The organism is Craterilacuibacter sp. RT1T (assembly GCF_023502145.1).
GTDB lineage: Bacteria > Pseudomonadota > Gammaproteobacteria > Burkholderiales > Chromobacteriaceae > Craterilacuibacter.
The window spans coordinates 31968-49381 of sequence record NZ_JAMFLI010000008.1 but is presented as its reverse complement, the minus strand read 5'-3'; the positions used below and the strand labels follow the sequence as shown (position 1 = coordinate 49381).

Below are 17414 nucleotides of genomic sequence, written 5' to 3'. Positions count from 1 at the left end.
GCGCATAGCGGGGCTTGTGCTTGGTATTTCCGCTCTAGGTCAGGCGTGCTTCGAGCTTGCGCGTTTGATGGAAATCAGGCGCGGATTGCTTTCCGTTTTATCGGCCTGCGTATTCGTTTCACTTACTGTGCTATCCGGGCGCGTATCTTCGTCTGCTGAGGACAGCGGCGTGATATAGAGGTGCACAATCGGCAGGCCGGCCTGAGGCATGCTCAGCGCGGTGATTTCGCATGGGCGCTGGCTGCCGTCGCGGCAGCGTATGCGGCACAGTAAGCGCACGCTCTGGGCCATGGCTTTCTTCGATTGCGTCAGCAGTAGCAAACGCTTGGCCGTGGCATCGTTGGTTTCCAATAGCTCGGACAGATGCAAGCCAACCAGCGTCGCTGCGTGTGGTGCCTTGTATAGGGCGGCACCGGCAGCATTCAGGTCGGTGACCTGACCATCACGCAGTTGCATCATGGCACCTGGTGCCTGTGAGAACACCATGTCCAGTTGCTGTTCGGCCGTGCGCTGCGCCTCGATCGAGGCATTCTTGCCCATGGCCAGATGGTTGATCGCTCGCGCCAGATAGGAGACTTCATCGTTGCCGTGGGTTTCGATCACGGCGACGCGGCCGGGGCGTACCATGCCATGTATGCTTTGCAGCAACCAACCCAGACGGGTGCTGATATTGGCATGCACAACCCACCAGGCCAGCAGGCCAAGCAGCAGGGTGCCAATCACGGAGAACAGGGCCAGTTGTTGCAAAGAGGACGAAGCCAGACGGCTCATGTCGCGTGGCTGGTTACTGCCCAGTAGCAGCGCCGGCTTGCCGCTCAGGCTATTTACGACCCCCCAGCTTTCGATTTTGTCGTCACTGCCCAGAATCAGCAGGTCTTCATTCTCGATGCCTTTGTTTATCCAGCGTTGCACGGCATCCGGCAGATCGCGCGAAGTAATAGACAGGGCACTGGACTGCGCGGCGCTAAACGGGCCTTTTCCTTGCAGTAGCAGTTTGTCTGCCGAAACCCCCATGACCAGATAACCGCCAATAGGGCTGGTGCGGTTGGTTGTGCGGATAGGAATAATGGTGACGAAGTGTGGGCCGCGCGCCAGACGGACGATGCCGGAGGTTGTGCTGACGCGGTGTTCGATGGCGCTGGATAGTTGACGGCCAAATTCGGTGGCGGGGGAAAGCTCGCGTACCAGCGCCAGATCGTCGCGTTGCGCCGACATGCCATCCCACTCCGCGGTGGTCAGCAGTCCGCCGTTGCGATCAAAAATGGCGAGAAAGTCGATGCCCAGCGTGTTGACTTTTTGTCCTTGCAAGTACGCATCCAGACGCAATGTATCGCCACCGGTTGCATAGTTGTATGTATCGTCCCAGTTGGCCCAACTCAAGGCGAGACGTTCAACTGTCGCGGCGCTCTCCAGAAAAGCGTTGCGTGTGCCGGCAGCCTGAGTGCGTGCGGCCGTTTGCTCGTACTGCTCAATGGACGGGATCAGTGTAAGCCGCCCATAAAGCCAGACCGAACCGGCTAATAGCAGCGACAGCATGGTCAGAATGAGCGCGATACGGTGCGCGAGCCTGCTAGGCAGGAATCTGGTAAAAATTGACAAAGCCTCTCCCCCGTCGCAATAGCCGGTGATGTATATATCATCAGGCATGCTTTTATAATTTGAATTATGTGCATCTTATGTGCATTGGGTGAATGTAAAGGAGGATGCCACCGAGAGTCCAGTAAGTGCATGTTCAAACCTCATCAAAGTTGGCCGATTGTGGCGTACAAGCAAAACCGGTGGCAGATACGCCAAATTCGAGTCCTGATTGGCCGATAGAAGAAGCACATAGCTGCCATGTATCAGTGCTTATTTCGCCTGCCTTTCTATGTCAAAACAATGTGGGCTTTCCTTTGGCCGACACTCTTGCGAAAATGGCGCCCTTTGCCGATGGCCATGCCGATATGAACTGTTACGTCGAGACACAAGGGCGCGGGCCGGATGTGGTTTTGCTGCATGGCTGGGGCCTGCATGGTGGCGTATTCGAGCGTGTCGCGGCGGCGCTGTCCGCGCATTACTGTGTACACATGGTGGATTTGCCCGGCCATGGCGCCTCGCCGGCCGTTGAATATTTTGATGCTGCCGAAGTGGCGGCGGACCTGGCGCGGCAATTTCCCCTGCCGGTGCATGTGCTGGGCTGGTCGCTGGGTGGCTTGGTGGCGCAGCACTGGGCGGTGCAGCCTGCATCCCAGATACGCAGCCTGGCGCTGGTGTCGACCAGTCCGCGCTTTGTACAAGGCCCAGACTGGGCGTTCGGGCAGAGTGCGGCAGCCATCGCAGAGGTCGGCGCGAATCTGCATAAGGCTTTCGAGCTGACCCTGAAAAACTTTTTGGCCCTGCAAATGCTGGGTGCGCCGCATGCGCGTGATACGCTCAAGGCGCTGAGTAGCCAATTGTTTGCCCATGGCCGCCCGCATGGCCTGTTGCCGGCGCTGGACTGCCTGTTGCAGGCGGATGCCCGTGCACTGGCCGCACAGATTCATGCGCCCACGGCGCTGTTTTTCGGTGCGCGTGACCGTATTACCCCTATCGGCGCCGGTCGCTGGCTGGCACAGATGCTGCCGGATGCCCGCTTGCATCTATTCGAACAAGCCTCGCATGCGCCGTTTTTGTCGCACGAGCATGATTTCCTGACCCTGTTGCTTTCCCACCTGGACCGACACGCATGAGTGAAGCGTTTTATACCGATAAGGCCAAAGTCCGCGCTGCTTTCGAGCGTGCTGCTCATAGCTACGATGGCGCGGCCGTCTTGCAGCGCGAAGTGTCCGACCGCATGGCCGAGCGTCTGGATGTCATCAAGAATGCACCGCTGACGATACTCGATGCCGGCTCCGGCACCGGCTATGGCGCCGCCGAATTGCGCCGCCGCTACCCGGAGGCGCGCGTGATCGAGCTGGATATTGCCGCCTCTATGCTTAAGGCATCCAAGGCCAAGCAACAGGAGGGCGCCGGCTTTTTTGGCCGTTTGCTGGGGCGAGCCCAGCCTTGGCAGGTGTGTGCCGATATCGAGGCGCTGCCGCTGGCGGATGGCAGTGTGGATATGGTGTGGTCGAATCTGGCCATTCAGTGGCTGAACGAGCCGGATGGCGTTTTTGCCGAATTCCGCCGTGTGCTCAAACCGGACGGCTTGCTGATGTTTTCCACGCTGGGGCCGGATACGCTGTTTGAATTGCGGGCCGCTTTTGCCGGGCAGGATTCCGCGACCCATGTTAACCATTTCATCGATATGCATGATCTGGGCGATGTCTTGGTGCGTAACGGTTTTGCCCTGCCGGTGATGGATATGGAAAAAATCGTGCTGACTTATGGCCGGGTGCGTGATGTGATGCAAGACCTCAAGTCCATCGGCGCGCATAATGTCACCGCCGGGCGCAAGGCTGGTCTGACCGGCAAGCATTTCTGGCAGCGTGTCGAAGCGGCGTACGAAGCCTACCGGCGTGATGGCAGCCTGCCAGCTACTTATGAAGTGGTCTATGGCCATGCCTGGCGCGGCGAGCCCAAGGCTAAAGCCGGGCATTTGCCCGATGGCCTTCAGGTTATTGAATTTAAAAAGTCCTGAGCCGTATTTCGCTTAAGAAAGAGTCGTTCCCGAACATGTTTTATCCTTCACGTTGTACCGGCCTGTTGGCAGTCTTGCTGTTAAGTGCTTGCAGCAGTGTCAGTCCTACCTCCCCTCTTGTGTCTCCCGCGAGTCCACCATCGGCTAGTCATGCGGCCAAGCCGTCTACTTCCGTGTCGGTGCCTCCGTCTGTCACGGTATCGCCTGCGCCGGAGCAGGCCAAAGTCGTGCGCAAGCCCAGAATAGGCCTTGCGCTGGGTGGGGGAGCGGCTAAGGGTTTTGCCCATATCGGCGTAATCAAGGTGCTGGAAGCGAACGGCATCAAGGCCGACATCGTGACCGGTACCAGTGCCGGTGCGGTGGTGGGCGCGCTATACGCCTCGGGCATCAGTCCTTACCAGTTGCAGCTGAAGGCGATGAAACTGGACGAGAGTTCGCTCGCCGACTACACCCTGTCGACGTCCGGTCTGATCAAGGGTGAAAAACTGGCCGAGTTTGTTAATCGCGAGGTGCGCAACAAGCCGCTGGAAAAACTCTCCAAACGCTTTGGCGCGGTGGCGACCGAGCTGGATACGGGGGAGCGCATTGTATTTCAGCGTGGCAATACCGGTTCGGCCGTACGTGCTTCGGCCAGTATTCCTAATGTTTTTCAGCCGGTATCCATGAACGGCAAGCGCTATGTCGATGGTGGTCTGGTGAGCCCGGTGCCGGTGAGTGCCGCGCGCGAGATGGGGGCAGAGGTGGTGATTGCGGTAGACATTTCGGCGCGCCCTAGCGGCGGGAGTTCCGGTTTTTTTTCGCGGCTTGATCAGAGCCTGAACATTATGAGCCAGAGTGCGCTGAAGGCCGAACTCAAGAATGCGGATGTCACCTTGCGCCCCAGCGTAGGCAAAATAGGCGCTACCGATTTTGAGAACCGCCATACCGCCATTCTGGAGGGTGAACGTGTGGCACGGATGGCGTTGCCGGCAATAAAAAGAGCTTTGTCATTAAAAGCGCAGGCGCTTGCCAAATAATGGCATAATCGGCCAAATATTCCTTTGGACTATCTTGGGTGGCCAACGGATTTTGCCCTGAAGGGGCTATGCTATTCCTATTTCAAGCCCCGGAGGCTTAGGCATGATTATCCTGCATGGCGTCGCGCTGTCCCCGTATTACACCAAGGTCAAGATTGCCCTGATCGAAAAGGGCGTGAATTACGAAGAGGTGTTCACGCCGCCAGCCCAAGATGAAGTGTTTCTGGCTAAAAGCCCGATGGGCAAGATCCCTTATGTCGAGATCAATGGCTTTGCCCTGGCCGAGTCCACCGCCATTCTGGAATGGCTGGAAGATGCCTATCCGACCGCCGCGCTATTGCCGCCTTCACCCAATGCCCGCAGCCGCGCCCGCGAAATCCTGCAGATGATAGAGCTGTATCTGGCCGCGCCTTGCGTGCCTTTGACGCGTCATGTGTTGTTTGGCGCGCCCCTGGACGAGGATGCCCGCGAGCAGGCGCGTAGCGATATCCGCCGCGCGGTGGCGGCGCTGACCCGGCTGACCCGCTTTTCGCCATGGCTGGCAGGTGAAGATTTCAGCTATGCCGATATTGCCGCGGCCAGCTTTTTCCCCTTGGTGTCGCAGATGACGCAGACGGTGCTGGCCGAGGATTTGTTGGCGCCATTGCTGGACGAGACCGGCTATATGGCACGTCTGGGTCAACGCACCAGTATTGCGCAGAGCTGGGCTGGGCGTGATGCCGCCGTTGCTGCTTTTATGGCACGGCGTAAAAAGGCCGCGCAGGCTTAATCTTCTTCCCATTCAAACTCAAGCTGGCGGGCGTCGCCATGACCCAGGCGCACGCCCAGGCCCAACAGGCGCACCGCGCGCCCCTGTCCTCTGGCATAGCCTGTTTCCAGCAAGCGGCCGAAGGCGTTCAGCATCAGCGTGCTGGCCGCATGCTCGACCGTGGTCTGGCTGAAGTCGGCGAATTTCACCTTGACCACCAGCGCGCGTAGCGGCGGCTCGCCGGCGCGGGCGATGCGCGACTTCAGTTGTGCCAGCAGCTCAGGCAATTCGGCGCGGCAGGCGGCAAGATCCGGCAGGTCGCGCGCATAGGTTTCTTCCACACTCACCGATTTTCTTTCCCGCTCCGGCTCGACCTCGCGCTTATCAATGCCATGGGCAAGCTGGTGCAGGCGTTCGCCGAAGCGGCCGAATTCTTGCGTCAGCAGCAGCGGATCGGCGGCGGCCAGGTCGGCACCATGATGAATGCCCAAGGCCTTTAGCCTGGCGGCAGTCACCTTGCCGACACCAAAAAAGCGGGCCACCGGCAAGGCCGCGACAAAGGCGGCCGTATCTTGCGGACGTACCACAAACTGCCCGTCCGGCTTGTTCCAGTCGGAGGCGACCTTGGCCAGAAACTTGTTCGGCGCGATGCCGGCCGAGGCGGTAATGCCGACCTCCTCGCGTATGCGCGTGCGTATGGCCGTGGCTATGCGCGTGGCGCTACCCTGACACAGGGTGACGCCGCTCACGTCAAGATAGGCTTCGTCCAGCGACAGCGGCTCGATGCGTTCGGTGAAGGCCTGATAGATGGCATGGATCTGTTGGCTGGCAGCGCGGTAGCGTGCCATATCCGGGCGGACGATCAATAGTTGCGGGCATAGCCTGAGCGCGGTGGCCGAAGCCATGGCCGAGTGAATGCCGTATTGGCGCGCCAGATAATTGCAGGTGGCAATCACGCCGCGGGTTTCCGGCCTGCCGCCTATGGCCAGCGCAATATCGCGCCATTCGGGGTGATCGCGCATTTCGACCGAGGCGTAAAAAGCATCGCAATCGACATGAATGATCTTGCGTTGTGGTGCCGTCATGACTTTACGCGGAAGCCGAATCGCTGTGGCCCAGCGCCTTGTCCGGTGCGATGGCATCGCGCACCCGCTGCTTTAACAGCTTGATATCGGGAAAGCCGTCATCGCGCGTGCGATCCCATAGCGTCTCGCCATTGCACAGGATGCGGAATACACCGCCATTGCCGGGCAAGAGCGCAACTTCGCCCAGTTCTTTTTCAAAGGTGGTCAACAGTTCTTGCGCCATCCAGGCTGCACGCAACAGCCAGCGGCAACCGGTGCAATAGTGGATTTCAATACGGGGGAGCGGGGAGGCGGTCATCGTGCGGCAGTGTCAGGGTAAAGCACGATGGTAGCCGATTGCGCGTCGCCGGGCATGCCCTTCCCTGACTCTTTGCATCCTGCATGGCAGGAGCCCCTCCATCGACTTTATTATTCAGGTAAAACCTGGCGAAGGGTAAAGACAAGGCCTCGGGCGACGCGATCGGGCTGGCTAGGCGCCGACGCTTTGCAGTCTGCATGCCATTAGTATTTGGGTAAAGAAGTTTGTATGTTGTCGGACGATGCTGCGTTGCACGATGTTACTTTCATGCAACGCCTATGAAAATGGGCGCTAAAGCCTTGTGTTCTATGGATCTTTGTCGGGGTGTTTATCCGCCGGCGGAGCAGATGAAGCAGGGCAAATGTAGCATGCACCAGTGTCGAGGCCAGAACTTGGATAATGGCAAGCAGCACGAATCTGTCATCTTTTCATCACGTTAACGTAACATTCCATGCGGATACTCGTGCCATCAAAAACCACGATGGAGTGCATGATGAAAACCCCAGCCTTGTTGTCCAGCCTGCTGGCCAGCTGTTTGATCCTGCCTGCTTATGCTGCGCAAACGCCGGCCTATCCGACGCTGAGCGGCAAGGCGCCACTAATCATTGCCCATCGCGGCGCTTCGGGTTACCTGCCCGAGCATACGCTGGAAGCGTATGCCCGCGCCGTCGAGCTGGGGGCCGATTATATCGAGCCGGATCTGGTCTCGACCAAGGATGGCGTATTGATTGCCCGCCATGAGCCCAATCTGAAAGACAGCACCGATGTGGCGAGCCGGCCCGAGTTTGCCGACCGCAAAAAGAAGTTGCTGGTTGACGGGGTGGAGGAGGAGGGCTGGTTTGCCCCCGACTTCACCCTGGCCGAAATCAAGACCCTGCGTGCCGTCCAGCAACGCGCCGACCGGCCACAGGAATTCAACGGCCAGTTCCCGATTCCGACTTTCGAAGAAATTCTCGTGCTGCGTGAAAAACTCAGCAAACAGGCTGGGCGCGAGGTTGGCATCTATCCGGAAACCAAGCATCCAAGCTGGCATGCGGCCCAGCAGCTGGCACTGGAACCGGCCTTGCTGGCGGGTCTGAAAAAGCATGGCCTGAACCGCAAGAATGCACCGGTGTTTATCCAGTCATTCGAGAGTGCCAACCTCAAGGCGTTGCGTAAACAGACTCCGGTTAAACTGGTCTTTCTGCTGGACGGCAACGATGTGACGGTGGATGGCAAGATGCAGGCCGGCCGGCCGTATGATTTTGTATTGTCCGGAGATAGCCGGACATTTGTCGATTTGACCAAGCCGGCTGCACTCAAGGAAATCCGCCGCTTTGCCGATGGTATTGGCCCGTGGAAGCCTTACATCATGGCCAGCGAAGGCATGGCGGACAAGAAAACCGGACAGGCGGCCGATGTGAATGGCGACAAGGTGGTCGATATGCAGGACCGTACCTTGCTGGAGCCTGGTACTTTGGTAAGGGATGCGCACAAGGCCGGGCTATTTGTTCACGCTTATACCTTCCGCAACGAGCCAAAATATCTGGCGGCGAATTTCATGAATGATCCGCTGGAAGAATATAAGGCGTATTACGCGCTGGGTGTGGACGGGGTCTTCAGCGACTTTGCCGATACCGCGCTCAAGGCGCGCAGCCTGAAATAAGCTAGCGGGGTGATCGCCAAGGGGAAGCATGCTGCTTCCCCTTTTGGGTTTTAGTGCTGCATGGGCATGGCAGCGGGCATGCCGTCTTCCACCACCACATCCAGTTTTACTTCGCCTTTGCGCTCAAACTTCAGCGTTAGCGGAAAGTGCTCGCCTTTTTGCAGCGGGCTATTCAGCCCCATCAGCATGACATGCAGGCCGCCGGGGGCGAACTTCACGCTCTGGCCAGCAGGAATGGCCACGCCGCCTTCGACTTCGCGCATGCGCATCACACCGTTGTCGTGAATATGGGTGTGCAGCTCGGCCTTTTTGGCGCGCGGGGTTTGGGCGCTAAGCAGGCGGTCAGCCTGCTTGCCGGTGTTTTCGATAAGGAAATAGGCGGCACCATTGACCGAGGCTGCCGGCATCACCCGGCTCCATGGGTGCTGGATGGTCAGGTCGGCACTGCGGGTTTCGTGCGCGGTGGCGGTAAAAGGCAGGGTAGCGAGCAGGGCGGTCAGCAGCAGCTTGTTCATGGCGATTTTGTCTGAGGGCAAAGATGAGAAGAAAACTATCACATTTGTCATCAAAAATGATGCGACACAATGTCGCAGGGGTGTTTTGTTGCGGGGGCGACAGCGGCTTTCGCGACAACGACGCCAGGCTGGGCAGGACGTGTAATACGGATAGAATGCCGGCTTAGTCTCAACCCGTGCAAGCAAATGCTTGAGCAATTTTACCTGCAGTATCTGTTCGGTGGTCTGGTCAGCCTGATTGTGATTACTAATCCGCTGTCCAAGATACCGCTCTTTATCAGCCTGACACGCGGCATGAGCGAGACCCAGCGTGCCGAGCAGGCGCGCATGGCTTGCGTTTACGCCGCCGCCATCATGGCGGTGTCGCTGATGGCGGGTAACCTGATTCTCGAGTTCTTCGGTATTTCCTACGGTGCTTTGCGTATTGCCGGTGGTCTGGTGGTGGCGGTGATTGGTTATCGCATGCTGTTTTTGCCGCCGGACAGCGGCCACAATCACAAAATGGTGGAGGAAGAGGACTGTGCCTTTTTCCCGATTGCCATGCCTGGCATCAGCGGGCCGGGCACCATTGCGGTGGTGATCGGCCTGTCGACCGAAATTGCCGAGCTTTCCAGCTGGCCTGCCAAGGCGGCCGCCATGTTTATGACCTTGCTGGCCATTGCCGGTACCAGTGTCGGAGTGTGGATGATGCTGCGCTCATCCACGCTGATTGCGGAAAAGCTGGGCCGCGCCGGACGCGAAGTTCTGGGGCGGCTGATGGGTTTTTTGCTGATTTGTGTCGGCGTGCAGTTTGTCGGCTCCGGTATCCGTACTTTTATGGCCGGTTCCTGAAGCCATCGCCTTAGCCGCGCTTGGCGCAGCCCAGTTGCAGCAGATCCCAGCGGTTGCCATACAGATCGGTGAATACCACCACCGTGCCATAGTCTTCTTCGCGTGGCGCTTCGGCAAATGTCACACCGCGTGCGCGGTAGGCTGCGTAGTCGCGCCAGAAATCATCGGTATGTAAAAACAGGAATACCCGGCCGCCAGCCTGATGGCCGATGCCTTGCGCCTGTTCGGCATTGCTGGCGCGCGCCAGCAGCAAGCTGGTCTCACCACCGGGTGGCGTAACCCGCACCCAGCGTTTGCCGCCGCCCAAGTCGCTATCCTCGGCCAGATCGAAGCCGAGGACGTCGCAGTAATAGGCGATGGCACGGTCGTAGTCGTCGACGAGCAGTGCGAATTGGGCGATATGCTGTTTCATGGCGGATTTTTCCAGATCTGGGCGGGAGGGCGATGATACGCGCGCGCGCCGCGAGCGGCCACCGCTTCCGCGCTAGAGCCCCCTCCGTTTTCCTGTCGACAGGCGCAGGATGCGCGCACCCGTCTATGGTGAGTGCATTGCTTGCTGTCAGAGAGCGGTTGCCGTGCTGATTCTATTTTCCCAAGTCATGACTATTGTCCAGTTGCGTTATCGCCGGCTGCCCGAGCGGGGGCGCTTAGGCGTATTCAGTTTCAAGAAAGACCGGGGCTTCTGGCTGGAGAAGCTCGCGGATGGCCACTGCCGCCTAAGCGAGTTTGGCTTTCGTTCAGACTGCCGCATGATCGCGGTGTGTCATCTGGAGGCCGAGCTGAAGCCGGTCATCAAGCTGGAGTTTCCACGCAGTTATAAACTGCATCTCGTACTGGAGGCGGGCACGCAGACGCATGCCGGCTCCGGTTGACGGCGGCCCTAGTCTAGCCGTCTTTCACTTACAGATTCCACGCCAGAATCAGCCCGATCAGAGCCGGCGCAATCAGGCAGCACATGGCGCGCATCGCTTGTTGCTGCCTGCGCGACAGGGCCAGTTCTGTACGCATGGCCGGCCACACTTTCCAGCCGGCAAACAGTGCGGTGCCGATGCCGCCGATAGGCAGCAGGATGTTGCTGGCGCTGTAGTCCATCAATTCGAACACATTGCGTCCGAATAGCGTGTAGTCGGCCAAGAGCCCGAACGAGAGCGAGGCGGGCACGCCGGCGGCAAAGACCAGGGCGGCGACGGTCAGGGTCGCCTGTTTACGGCTGAAGCCCCACTCGTCTATCGGTAGCACGACGATCAGTTCCAGCAGCGACACCGACGAGGTCAGGGCGGCAAACAGCAAGAGTGCAAAGAAGGCGATGGCAAAGCCCTGACCGAAGGGCAGGTGGTTGAATACGATGGGCATGGTCATATAGGTCAGGCCCGGCCCGGCGGCTGCCTCAAGGCCGAAGGCTGCGACTGCTGGGAAAATCATCAGCCCGGCGAGGATGGAGGTCAGTGTCGTCAGGCCGGTGATCCACAAGGCCGAGCCGGTCAGCTTGATCTCGTCACCGAGATAGGAGCCATAGGCCAGCATGCAGCCGGCGCCCACCGATAGCGAGAAAAAGGCCAGCCCCAGCGCATCGACCAGCATGGCCGGCGACACCTTGGAGAAGTCCGGCGCAAGAAATTCGGCCACACCGGCAGCGGCACCCGGCAGGGTCAGCGCACGCACCATCAGCACCAGCATCAGGGTAAACAGTGCCGGCATCAGTACCTTGCCGGCGCGCTCGATACCGCCTTTGACCCCGGCCATGACCACCCCCAGCGTCAGTGCCATAAACACGGCATGGGTGAGCAAGGGTTCGGTCGGGCTGGCAACATACTGGCCAAAAAGAGCAGCCAGTGCGGCCGGATCACTCGTCATCACCCGGCCATCAAAGGCCCGCAGCAAATAGCCCAGCGTCCAGCCGCCGACCACGCTGTAAAAACTCAGCACCAGAAAACCGGCCAGCACGCCGGCGTAGCCGATGAGCGGCCATGCACCGCCGCCCAGCTTTTTAAAGGCACTGACCGCGCCGACCTTGGCATGGCGGCCGATGGCAAACTCGGCCAGGAGCAGGGTCAGTCCCAGCGTGAAGGTCAGTGCGATAAAGACCAGCAAGAAGGCACCGCCGCCATTCATCGCGGTGACGTAGGGAAATTTCCAGATCGAACCCAGGCCTACCGTGGCACCTGCCGAGGCGAGGATGAAACCGAGGCGGGAGCCCCATTGTGATCGCTGCATGCTTGCTCCTTGTTTTGCAATAAAGCGCCGCACAAGGAGGGGAAATGAAACAGGCCGCCTTGGCGGCGGCCTGTGGGAGATAGTCGTGACCCTGGGCGCCGCTTAAAAGAGGCGCCACCAGTTGCAGGAAAAAGTCACGGTCATCGGATTCATGGCTTTAGCATGCCTTGTCGGCGCGTCATTCGTCAAGGGCTGGATACAATCGTCTGTATTAAAGATTCTTGAGCAGGATGGCACCAATGGCCAACGGCGCGATCAGGCGGCAGTTCCACTTAAGGGCAAACAAGGGCAGGCCACTTAGCCCGGCATGCTCGCGCAGCAAGGGCCATACGCGCCAGCCGGCAAACAGCGCGACCAGAATGCCGGAGGCCGGCATCATGACATTGCTGACGCTGTAATCCATCGCATCAAAGATATTCTTGCCGAACAGGGTGATGTCCGACCATGGTCCAAGCGACAGCGAGGCCGGCACCCCGCAGAGGAAGACCGCCAGGCTCAGCCCCAGTACGACCTTGCGCCGTGGCAGCTTGAATTCGTCGAGGAATAGCGTGGCGATCAGCTCCAGCATCGATACCGACGAAGTGAGTGCCGCCACGGCCAGCAAGGCAAAAAAGGCGATGGCAAACAGCTGGCCAAAGGGCAGGCTGGCGAACACGATGGGCATGGTCATAAAGGTGAGGCCGGGGCCGGCCGCCGGGTCCAGACCGAAGGCGGTCAGCGCCGGGAAAATCATCAGTCCGGCCAGAAGCGCGATCAGACAGGACAAGCCCACCACCCAGACGGCCGAGTGCATCACCGGCGTTTCCTGTTTTACATAGGAGCCGTAGGCAATCATGCCGCCGGTACCCAGCGACAGCGAGAAAAAGGCCAGGCCCAGTGCATCCCCCACCATGGCCGGGGTAACGGCGGAAAAGTCCGGGGTAAAAAAAGCGAGCGCACCGGCCCAGGCTCCGGGCAGGGTTAAGGAGCGTGCGATCAGCCCCAGCATCAACAGGAATAAGCAGGGCATCAAGAATTTGCTGGCGCGCTCTATACCTTTTTCTACCCCGCCCAGCACGATAGCCAGCGTAAGCAGGGCAAAAGCGCCGTGGCTGAGTAGTGGCCACAGCGGGTGTTCGACATAGCCGGTAAAGGTGCTGCTGAGGACTTTTACATCAGTGGTCAGCATCGAGCCTTCGATGGCGAGTGCGACATAGCCCAGCGTCCAGCCGCCGACTACGCTGTAGAAACTGTACAGCACGAAGGCGGCGAAGATGCCCATCAGGCCGGCTAGTGGCCATAATCCGCCGGCCAGCTGGCGGAACATGCCGACCGGCCCGGTCTGGGCGGCGCGCCCCAGTGTGAATTCGATCAAGAGCTGGGCAAAGCCCAGCGTAAAGCTGAATAGTAAAAACAGCAGGATAAAGGCGCCGCCGCCATTCATGGCGGTCACAAAGGGAAATTTCCAGATGGCGCCAAGCCCGACGGCCGAGCCGGCGGAGGCAAGAATAAAACCGAGGCGCGAGCCCCAGGCAGAACGTGTAGACATGATGGCCCCTAGGTCAGAAGTGGCCACCACCCGCGCTGCCAAAAACAAAAAGGCCGCCTGGGCGGCGGCCTAAGTAGCATGATGCTCTGGTGTATCAGACGCACACAATCCTTCCGGCCGCTAAGTCGCAGACCGGATAATAATAAGTAGCGCACAGCGCGGCAGGATGGGTGTTTGTCATGGTTTGGCTACTATGCAGGGATAGGGCGTGTATTGTCAATGTTTGATATATTTCACTTCCTTTTTTATGGGCAGGATCCGGCGATGCAAAAACGCGCACCCAGCACGGGAAAAGTAATGGGAGATCACGATGCATGCATTCGTTGATGCCAACGGTAGCTGGGATGCGCTGTCGGCAACGCTTGCCGCCCTGGCTTCACGCCCTGGCGTCAAGGGCTTGCTGGTACTCGCCAGCGAGCAGATGGGAGCCGCACCTGTCAGCCTGGATCCTGTCCTGCAGCAGCTGGCCATTCCGGCATTTGGCGGTATTTTTCCGGCACTGATCGCCGCCGGGCACAGGCTGGATAGCGGCTACATCATCCTGCCTCTGGCATTCGAGCTTGAGGTGTGCGTGTTGCGTGATATCGGTGCGCGGCCGCATGCCTTGCTTAAGGACTTGGTTGGCGGTTTTTCCGCGCAGCGCCAGCATGACAGCCGGACAGTGATGGTGTTTGCCGATGGCCTGTCGCCCGGGATGGGGGCGTTAGTCGAAGCCTTGTTTCATGTATTCGGTTTGCAAAGCAATTATCTGGGAGGGGGCAGCGGTGCTTTGGGTTTACCCGGCGCGGCCAGCCTGATTACGCCGCAAGGCGTGTTGTGTGACGCAGCGGTGGTTTGCGCCGGCACGCTGCAGAGTCAGGTTTATGTTGCACATGGCTGGCAGCGTCTAGCCGGCCCCCTCGAGGTGACACGGTCGCACGGTAATTTGCTTGAGAGCCTGGAGGGAGAGAGCGCCTTGGCGGTTTACCGGCAGGTGCTGGCGCGGCAAGGACTGGAGCTGGACGAGGGGGAGGGTTTTTATGCTCATGCCGCCGCCCATCCTTTCGGTATCGGCCGCTTAAGCGGCGAGTTTGTCGTGCGCGACCCGGTTGCGTTAATAGCGGATGGTGCTTTGCGCTGTGTGGGTGATATTCCGCACGGCATCTTGCTGCATATCATGCAGGGCAATCCCGATACGCTGCTGGCGGCCGCGGCAACATTGCGCCGGCAAGCTGATGCAGCCTTGCCTGCCGGGTCTTGGCACGGTATCGACTTTGTCGTGGATTGCATTTCGCGCGCCAGCTTTCTCGGGGGGCGCATAGCGGAGGAGTTGGTCTGCCTGCATACCCCTGCGCGTGAGCAGATCGGTGCGTTTACCTTGGGCGAAATTGCCAACCGTGGTCAGGAATACCTCGAGTTTCATAACAAGACGATCGTATTGAGTGCGCTGGGAGACCCAAGTGAAAGCACTTGAACAGCAGACGCTCTTTGAAATCGTTATGGAGGTTGGCAAGGGCATGGCATTGGTGCCCATGCTGCAAAACAGCCTGTGGATCATGGTGAGCAAACTGGGCTGCCATAGCGGCGTAGTCGTGCGCATGTATGGCGACGAGGCCCGGCTGATGGCGGCCATCCCGCTATCGGCACATGCCTGGCCGGAATTCCTGCAGGCGTGCCAGGCGCTGCGGGGGGAATCATTTTCCGATGCGCTGCCGCGCATGTTGGCATTCGGTGATCGCAAGCTGCTGGCTTTTCCCTTGCCCGGCTTTGGTTTCTTGCTGCTGGGCAAGGCCGGCCTACCCTTGTCGCGCAGCATGCAAGGCGGCATGATGCGCATCGCCGGCAAGCTGGCGCTAGCCTGTCTTGCTTGCGAGCAGGCCGAACAAGTGGCCGCCGCCAGCGAGCGCACCCAGTTACTGCTGGACTCAGCCGAGGAAGGCATTTTCGGTACCGATCCGCAAGGACTGTGTACCTTCATCAATGCTTCGGCTTTGCGCTTGCTGGGCTACGAGCATATGGACGAGCTGGTCGGCCAGCCCATCCATGAACGGATACATCACCATTATCCCGATGATCGCCCTTATCCGGCGCATGAATGCCTCAGTATGCCCTCTTGCCAGAACGAGGCGCGCAATCATGTGGATGACGAGTGGTTTTGGCGGCGTGACGGCAGCGCCTTTCCGGTCGAGTACTGGTCGCATAATCTGACGCAGCATGGCCGAATGGTGGGCAAGGTGACCACCTTCTTCGATATCAGCCAGCGCCTGGAAACCGAGCAGCAGCTACGCATTGCCGCGATTGCCTTCGAGTCGCAAGAGGGCATGTTTATTTGTGATGCGGCGCAAACCATTTTGCAGGCCAATCATGCCTTTTGCCGCATCAGCGGCTATAGCGCCGAAGAACTGATAGGCAAGACCCCGACTTTGTTCAAGTCAGGGTGCCACGATGATGATTTTTACCGTGCCATGCGCGAAAGCATGGCCGGGCGAGGCTTCTGGCAGGGGGAACTCTGGAACCGGCGCAAAAATGGCGAGGTGTTCCCGGCCTGGTTGTCGGTCAGTGCGGTGCGCGATAGCGGGGGGCGGGTGACGCACTATGTGGCATCGCTATCCGACATTACCCTGCGCAAGCAAAGCGAGGACGAGATCCGCCGGCTGGCTTTTTATGATGTGCTGACCGGCCTGCCCAATCGCCGCCTGTTGCTGGACCGGCTGGGGCAGGCATTACTGGCCAGCGAGCGTAGTGGCCGGTATGGCGCTTTGCTGTTTATCGACCTCGACCATTTCAAGAATCTCAACGACACCCAGGGTCATGATATGGGCGACTTGCTATTGCAGCAGGTGGCCTCGCGCCTGAGCGCCTGCCTGCGTAAGCGCGACAGTGCCGCCCGTTTTGGCGGCGACGAGTTTGTGGTCTTGCTGGAGGATTTGCCGGCACAGGTCGAGGCCGCGGCACTGGCGGCAGAAACCGTGGGTGACAAGATACTGGCCGCACTGAATGCGCCTTATGATCTGGCCGGCTTGTCGTTCCACTCGACGCCCAGCATAGGCGCGACGCTGTTTGGCCGTGGAAATGCCGATGTGGACGAGCTGCTGAAACAAGCCGATCTTGCCATGTACCAGTCCAAATCTGCCGGGCGTAATTGCCTGCACTTTTTTGCTGCCGAGATGCAGGCGGTGGTGGCTGCGCGCGTGGTACTCGAGCAGGAACTGCGCCGTGGCATACAAGACGGGCAGTTTCGCATCTATCTGCAACCACAAGTAGATATGGCCGGCAAGATGGTCGCTGCCGAACTCTTGCTGCGCTGGCAGCATCCGTTGCGCGGTCTGCTGGCACCTGACAGTTTTCTTACGCTCGCCGAAGACACCGGGTTGATCTTGCCGCTGGGGCAATGGGTGTTGACGCAGGCGGCCGTCTTGCTGGCTGCGTGGGCACAGAAGCCGGAGACGGCGGAACTGGTGCTGGCGGTGAATGTCAGTGCGCGCGAGTTTCGTGAACCCGACTTTGCGGTACAGCTATTGGCTACGCTGGCGGCACAGGGTGCCGATCCGGCCAGACTCAAACTGGAACTGAGCGAAGTGCTGTTGCTGGATGATATACCTGCGAACATAGAACGGATGGCGCTGTTACAAAATGCCGGCATACGCTTGGCATTGGACGACTTCGGTACCGCTTACTCTTCGCTTTCCTATCTCAAGCAATTGCCGCTGACGCAGTTCAAGATAGACCGCAGCTTTGTGCATGACTTGTCCCGCGATGCCAACGGCTACCCCGTCGTGCGCGCCATGATTGCGCTGGCGCATAGCCTGGGCCTGCCGGTGGTGGCGGAAGGCGTAGAAACGGCGGATCAGCAGGCACTGTTGCAAAGCGAGGGCTGCGACATTTTCCAGGGCTATTTTATCAGCCGGCCATTTCCGGCAGATGCGCTGGCGGCCTTTCTGGCCAGTCATGCTTGAG

16 protein-coding genes are annotated in these 17414 nt (G+C 59.3%); 9 read left to right on the top strand and 7 right to left on the bottom strand.

The window, feature by feature from the left end; translation table 11 throughout:
- Window positions 1-39 precede the first annotated feature (39 nt).
- Complete coding sequence (locus tag M3P88_RS12275) at window positions 40-1599, bottom strand: CHASE4 domain-containing protein (RefSeq protein WP_249616302.1); 1560 nt, start codon at window positions 1597-1599, stop codon at window positions 40-42.
- 293 nt (window positions 1600-1892) lie between these two features.
- Between M3P88_RS12275 and bioH the strand changes: the two genes are divergently transcribed.
- The 4 genes from bioH (at window position 1893) to M3P88_RS12255 (ending at window position 5383) form a co-directional block, all read left to right on the top strand.
- The gene (gene bioH / locus M3P88_RS12270; protein WP_249616301.1) at window positions 1893-2708 is read left to right on the top strand and encodes a pimeloyl-ACP methyl ester esterase BioH; all 816 of its coding nucleotides are present in this window, start codon (window positions 1893-1895) and stop codon (window positions 2706-2708) included.
- A complete protein-coding gene (bioC, locus tag M3P88_RS12265) occupies window positions 2705-3598 on the top strand; it encodes a malonyl-ACP O-methyltransferase BioC (protein WP_249616300.1) in 894 nt (297 codons plus the stop codon). The genes bioH and bioC overlap by 4 nt, the downstream gene beginning before the upstream one ends.
- A 35-nt stretch (window positions 3599-3633) precedes the next feature.
- Window positions 3634-4614, top strand: coding sequence for a patatin-like phospholipase family protein (locus M3P88_RS12260; RefSeq protein ID WP_249616299.1), 981 nt, complete (start codon window positions 3634-3636; stop codon window positions 4612-4614).
- Between the two features lie 103 nt (window positions 4615-4717).
- Window positions 4718-5383 (top strand): glutathione S-transferase family protein, encoded by a 666-nt coding sequence (locus M3P88_RS12255; protein ID WP_249616298.1) that lies wholly within the window; start codon window positions 4718-4720, stop codon window positions 5381-5383.
- On the opposite strand, the gene dinB is transcribed toward M3P88_RS12255, so the two are convergent.
- Together dinB and M3P88_RS12245 are read right to left on the bottom strand one after the other, a co-directional pair.
- The gene (dinB, locus tag M3P88_RS12250; RefSeq protein WP_249616297.1) at window positions 5380-6447 is read right to left on the bottom strand and encodes a DNA polymerase IV; all 1068 of its coding nucleotides are present in this window, start codon (window positions 6445-6447) and stop codon (window positions 5380-5382) included. The genes M3P88_RS12255 and dinB overlap by 4 nt on opposite strands.
- 4 nt (window positions 6448-6451) lie before the next feature.
- Window positions 6452-6745, bottom strand: a complete 294-nt coding sequence (locus M3P88_RS12245; protein ID WP_249616296.1) for an Rdx family protein — start codon at window positions 6743-6745, stop codon at window positions 6452-6454.
- 490 nt (window positions 6746-7235) lie between these two features.
- On the opposite strand from M3P88_RS12245, the gene M3P88_RS12240 reads away from it, so the two are divergent.
- Window positions 7236-8390 carry a glycerophosphodiester phosphodiesterase gene (locus M3P88_RS12240; RefSeq protein ID WP_249616295.1) on the top strand — a complete coding sequence of 385 codons (1155 nt, stop codon included), beginning with the start codon at window positions 7236-7238 and terminating at the stop codon, window positions 8388-8390.
- A gap of 50 nt (window positions 8391-8440) precedes the next feature.
- Here the strand turns inward: M3P88_RS12240 and M3P88_RS12235 are convergent, their stop codons facing one another.
- Entirely contained in the window at window positions 8441-8905 is a 465-nt protein-coding gene (locus tag M3P88_RS12235; RefSeq protein ID WP_249616294.1) for a copper chaperone PCu(A)C, read from the bottom strand.
- Between the two features lie 186 nt (window positions 8906-9091).
- On the opposite strand from M3P88_RS12235, the gene M3P88_RS12230 reads away from it, so the two are divergent.
- Window positions 9092-9736, top strand: coding sequence for a MarC family NAAT transporter (locus tag M3P88_RS12230; RefSeq protein ID WP_124734886.1), 645 nt, complete (start codon window positions 9092-9094; stop codon window positions 9734-9736).
- Window positions 9737-9746: 10 nt separating this feature from the next.
- Here the strand turns inward: M3P88_RS12230 and M3P88_RS12225 are convergent, their stop codons facing one another.
- Window positions 9747-10148, bottom strand: coding sequence for a VOC family protein (locus M3P88_RS12225; RefSeq protein WP_249616293.1), 402 nt, complete (start codon window positions 10146-10148; stop codon window positions 9747-9749).
- 163 nt (window positions 10149-10311) lie between these two features.
- On the opposite strand from M3P88_RS12225, the gene M3P88_RS12220 reads away from it, so the two are divergent.
- Window positions 10312-10608 carry a hypothetical protein gene (locus M3P88_RS12220; protein ID WP_249616292.1) on the top strand — a complete coding sequence of 99 codons (297 nt, stop codon included), beginning with the start codon at window positions 10312-10314 and terminating at the stop codon, window positions 10606-10608.
- A 28-nt stretch (window positions 10609-10636) separates the two neighbouring features.
- Here the strand turns inward: M3P88_RS12220 and M3P88_RS12215 are convergent, their stop codons facing one another.
- Both M3P88_RS12215 and M3P88_RS12210 read right to left on the bottom strand, forming a co-directional pair.
- Window positions 10637-11950: a sodium-dependent transporter gene (locus tag M3P88_RS12215; RefSeq protein ID WP_249616291.1), complete on the bottom strand. Its 1314-nt coding sequence runs from the start codon at window positions 11948-11950 to the stop codon at window positions 10637-10639.
- Between the two features lie 211 nt (window positions 11951-12161).
- Window positions 12162-13478 carry a sodium-dependent transporter gene (locus M3P88_RS12210; protein ID WP_249616290.1) on the bottom strand — a complete coding sequence of 439 codons (1317 nt, stop codon included), beginning with the start codon at window positions 13476-13478 and terminating at the stop codon, window positions 12162-12164.
- A 310-nt stretch (window positions 13479-13788) separates the two neighbouring features.
- On the opposite strand from M3P88_RS12210, the gene M3P88_RS12205 reads away from it, so the two are divergent.
- Both M3P88_RS12205 and M3P88_RS12200 read left to right on the top strand, forming a co-directional pair.
- A complete protein-coding gene (locus tag M3P88_RS12205) occupies window positions 13789-14931 on the top strand; it encodes an FIST signal transduction protein (RefSeq protein WP_249616289.1) in 1143 nt (380 codons plus the stop codon).
- Window positions 14918-17413 carry a putative bifunctional diguanylate cyclase/phosphodiesterase gene (locus M3P88_RS12200; RefSeq protein WP_249616288.1) on the top strand — a complete coding sequence of 832 codons (2496 nt, stop codon included), beginning with the start codon at window positions 14918-14920 and terminating at the stop codon, window positions 17411-17413. The genes M3P88_RS12205 and M3P88_RS12200 overlap by 14 nt, the downstream gene beginning before the upstream one ends.
- The last annotated feature ends 1 nt before the right edge of the window (window position 17414 follow it).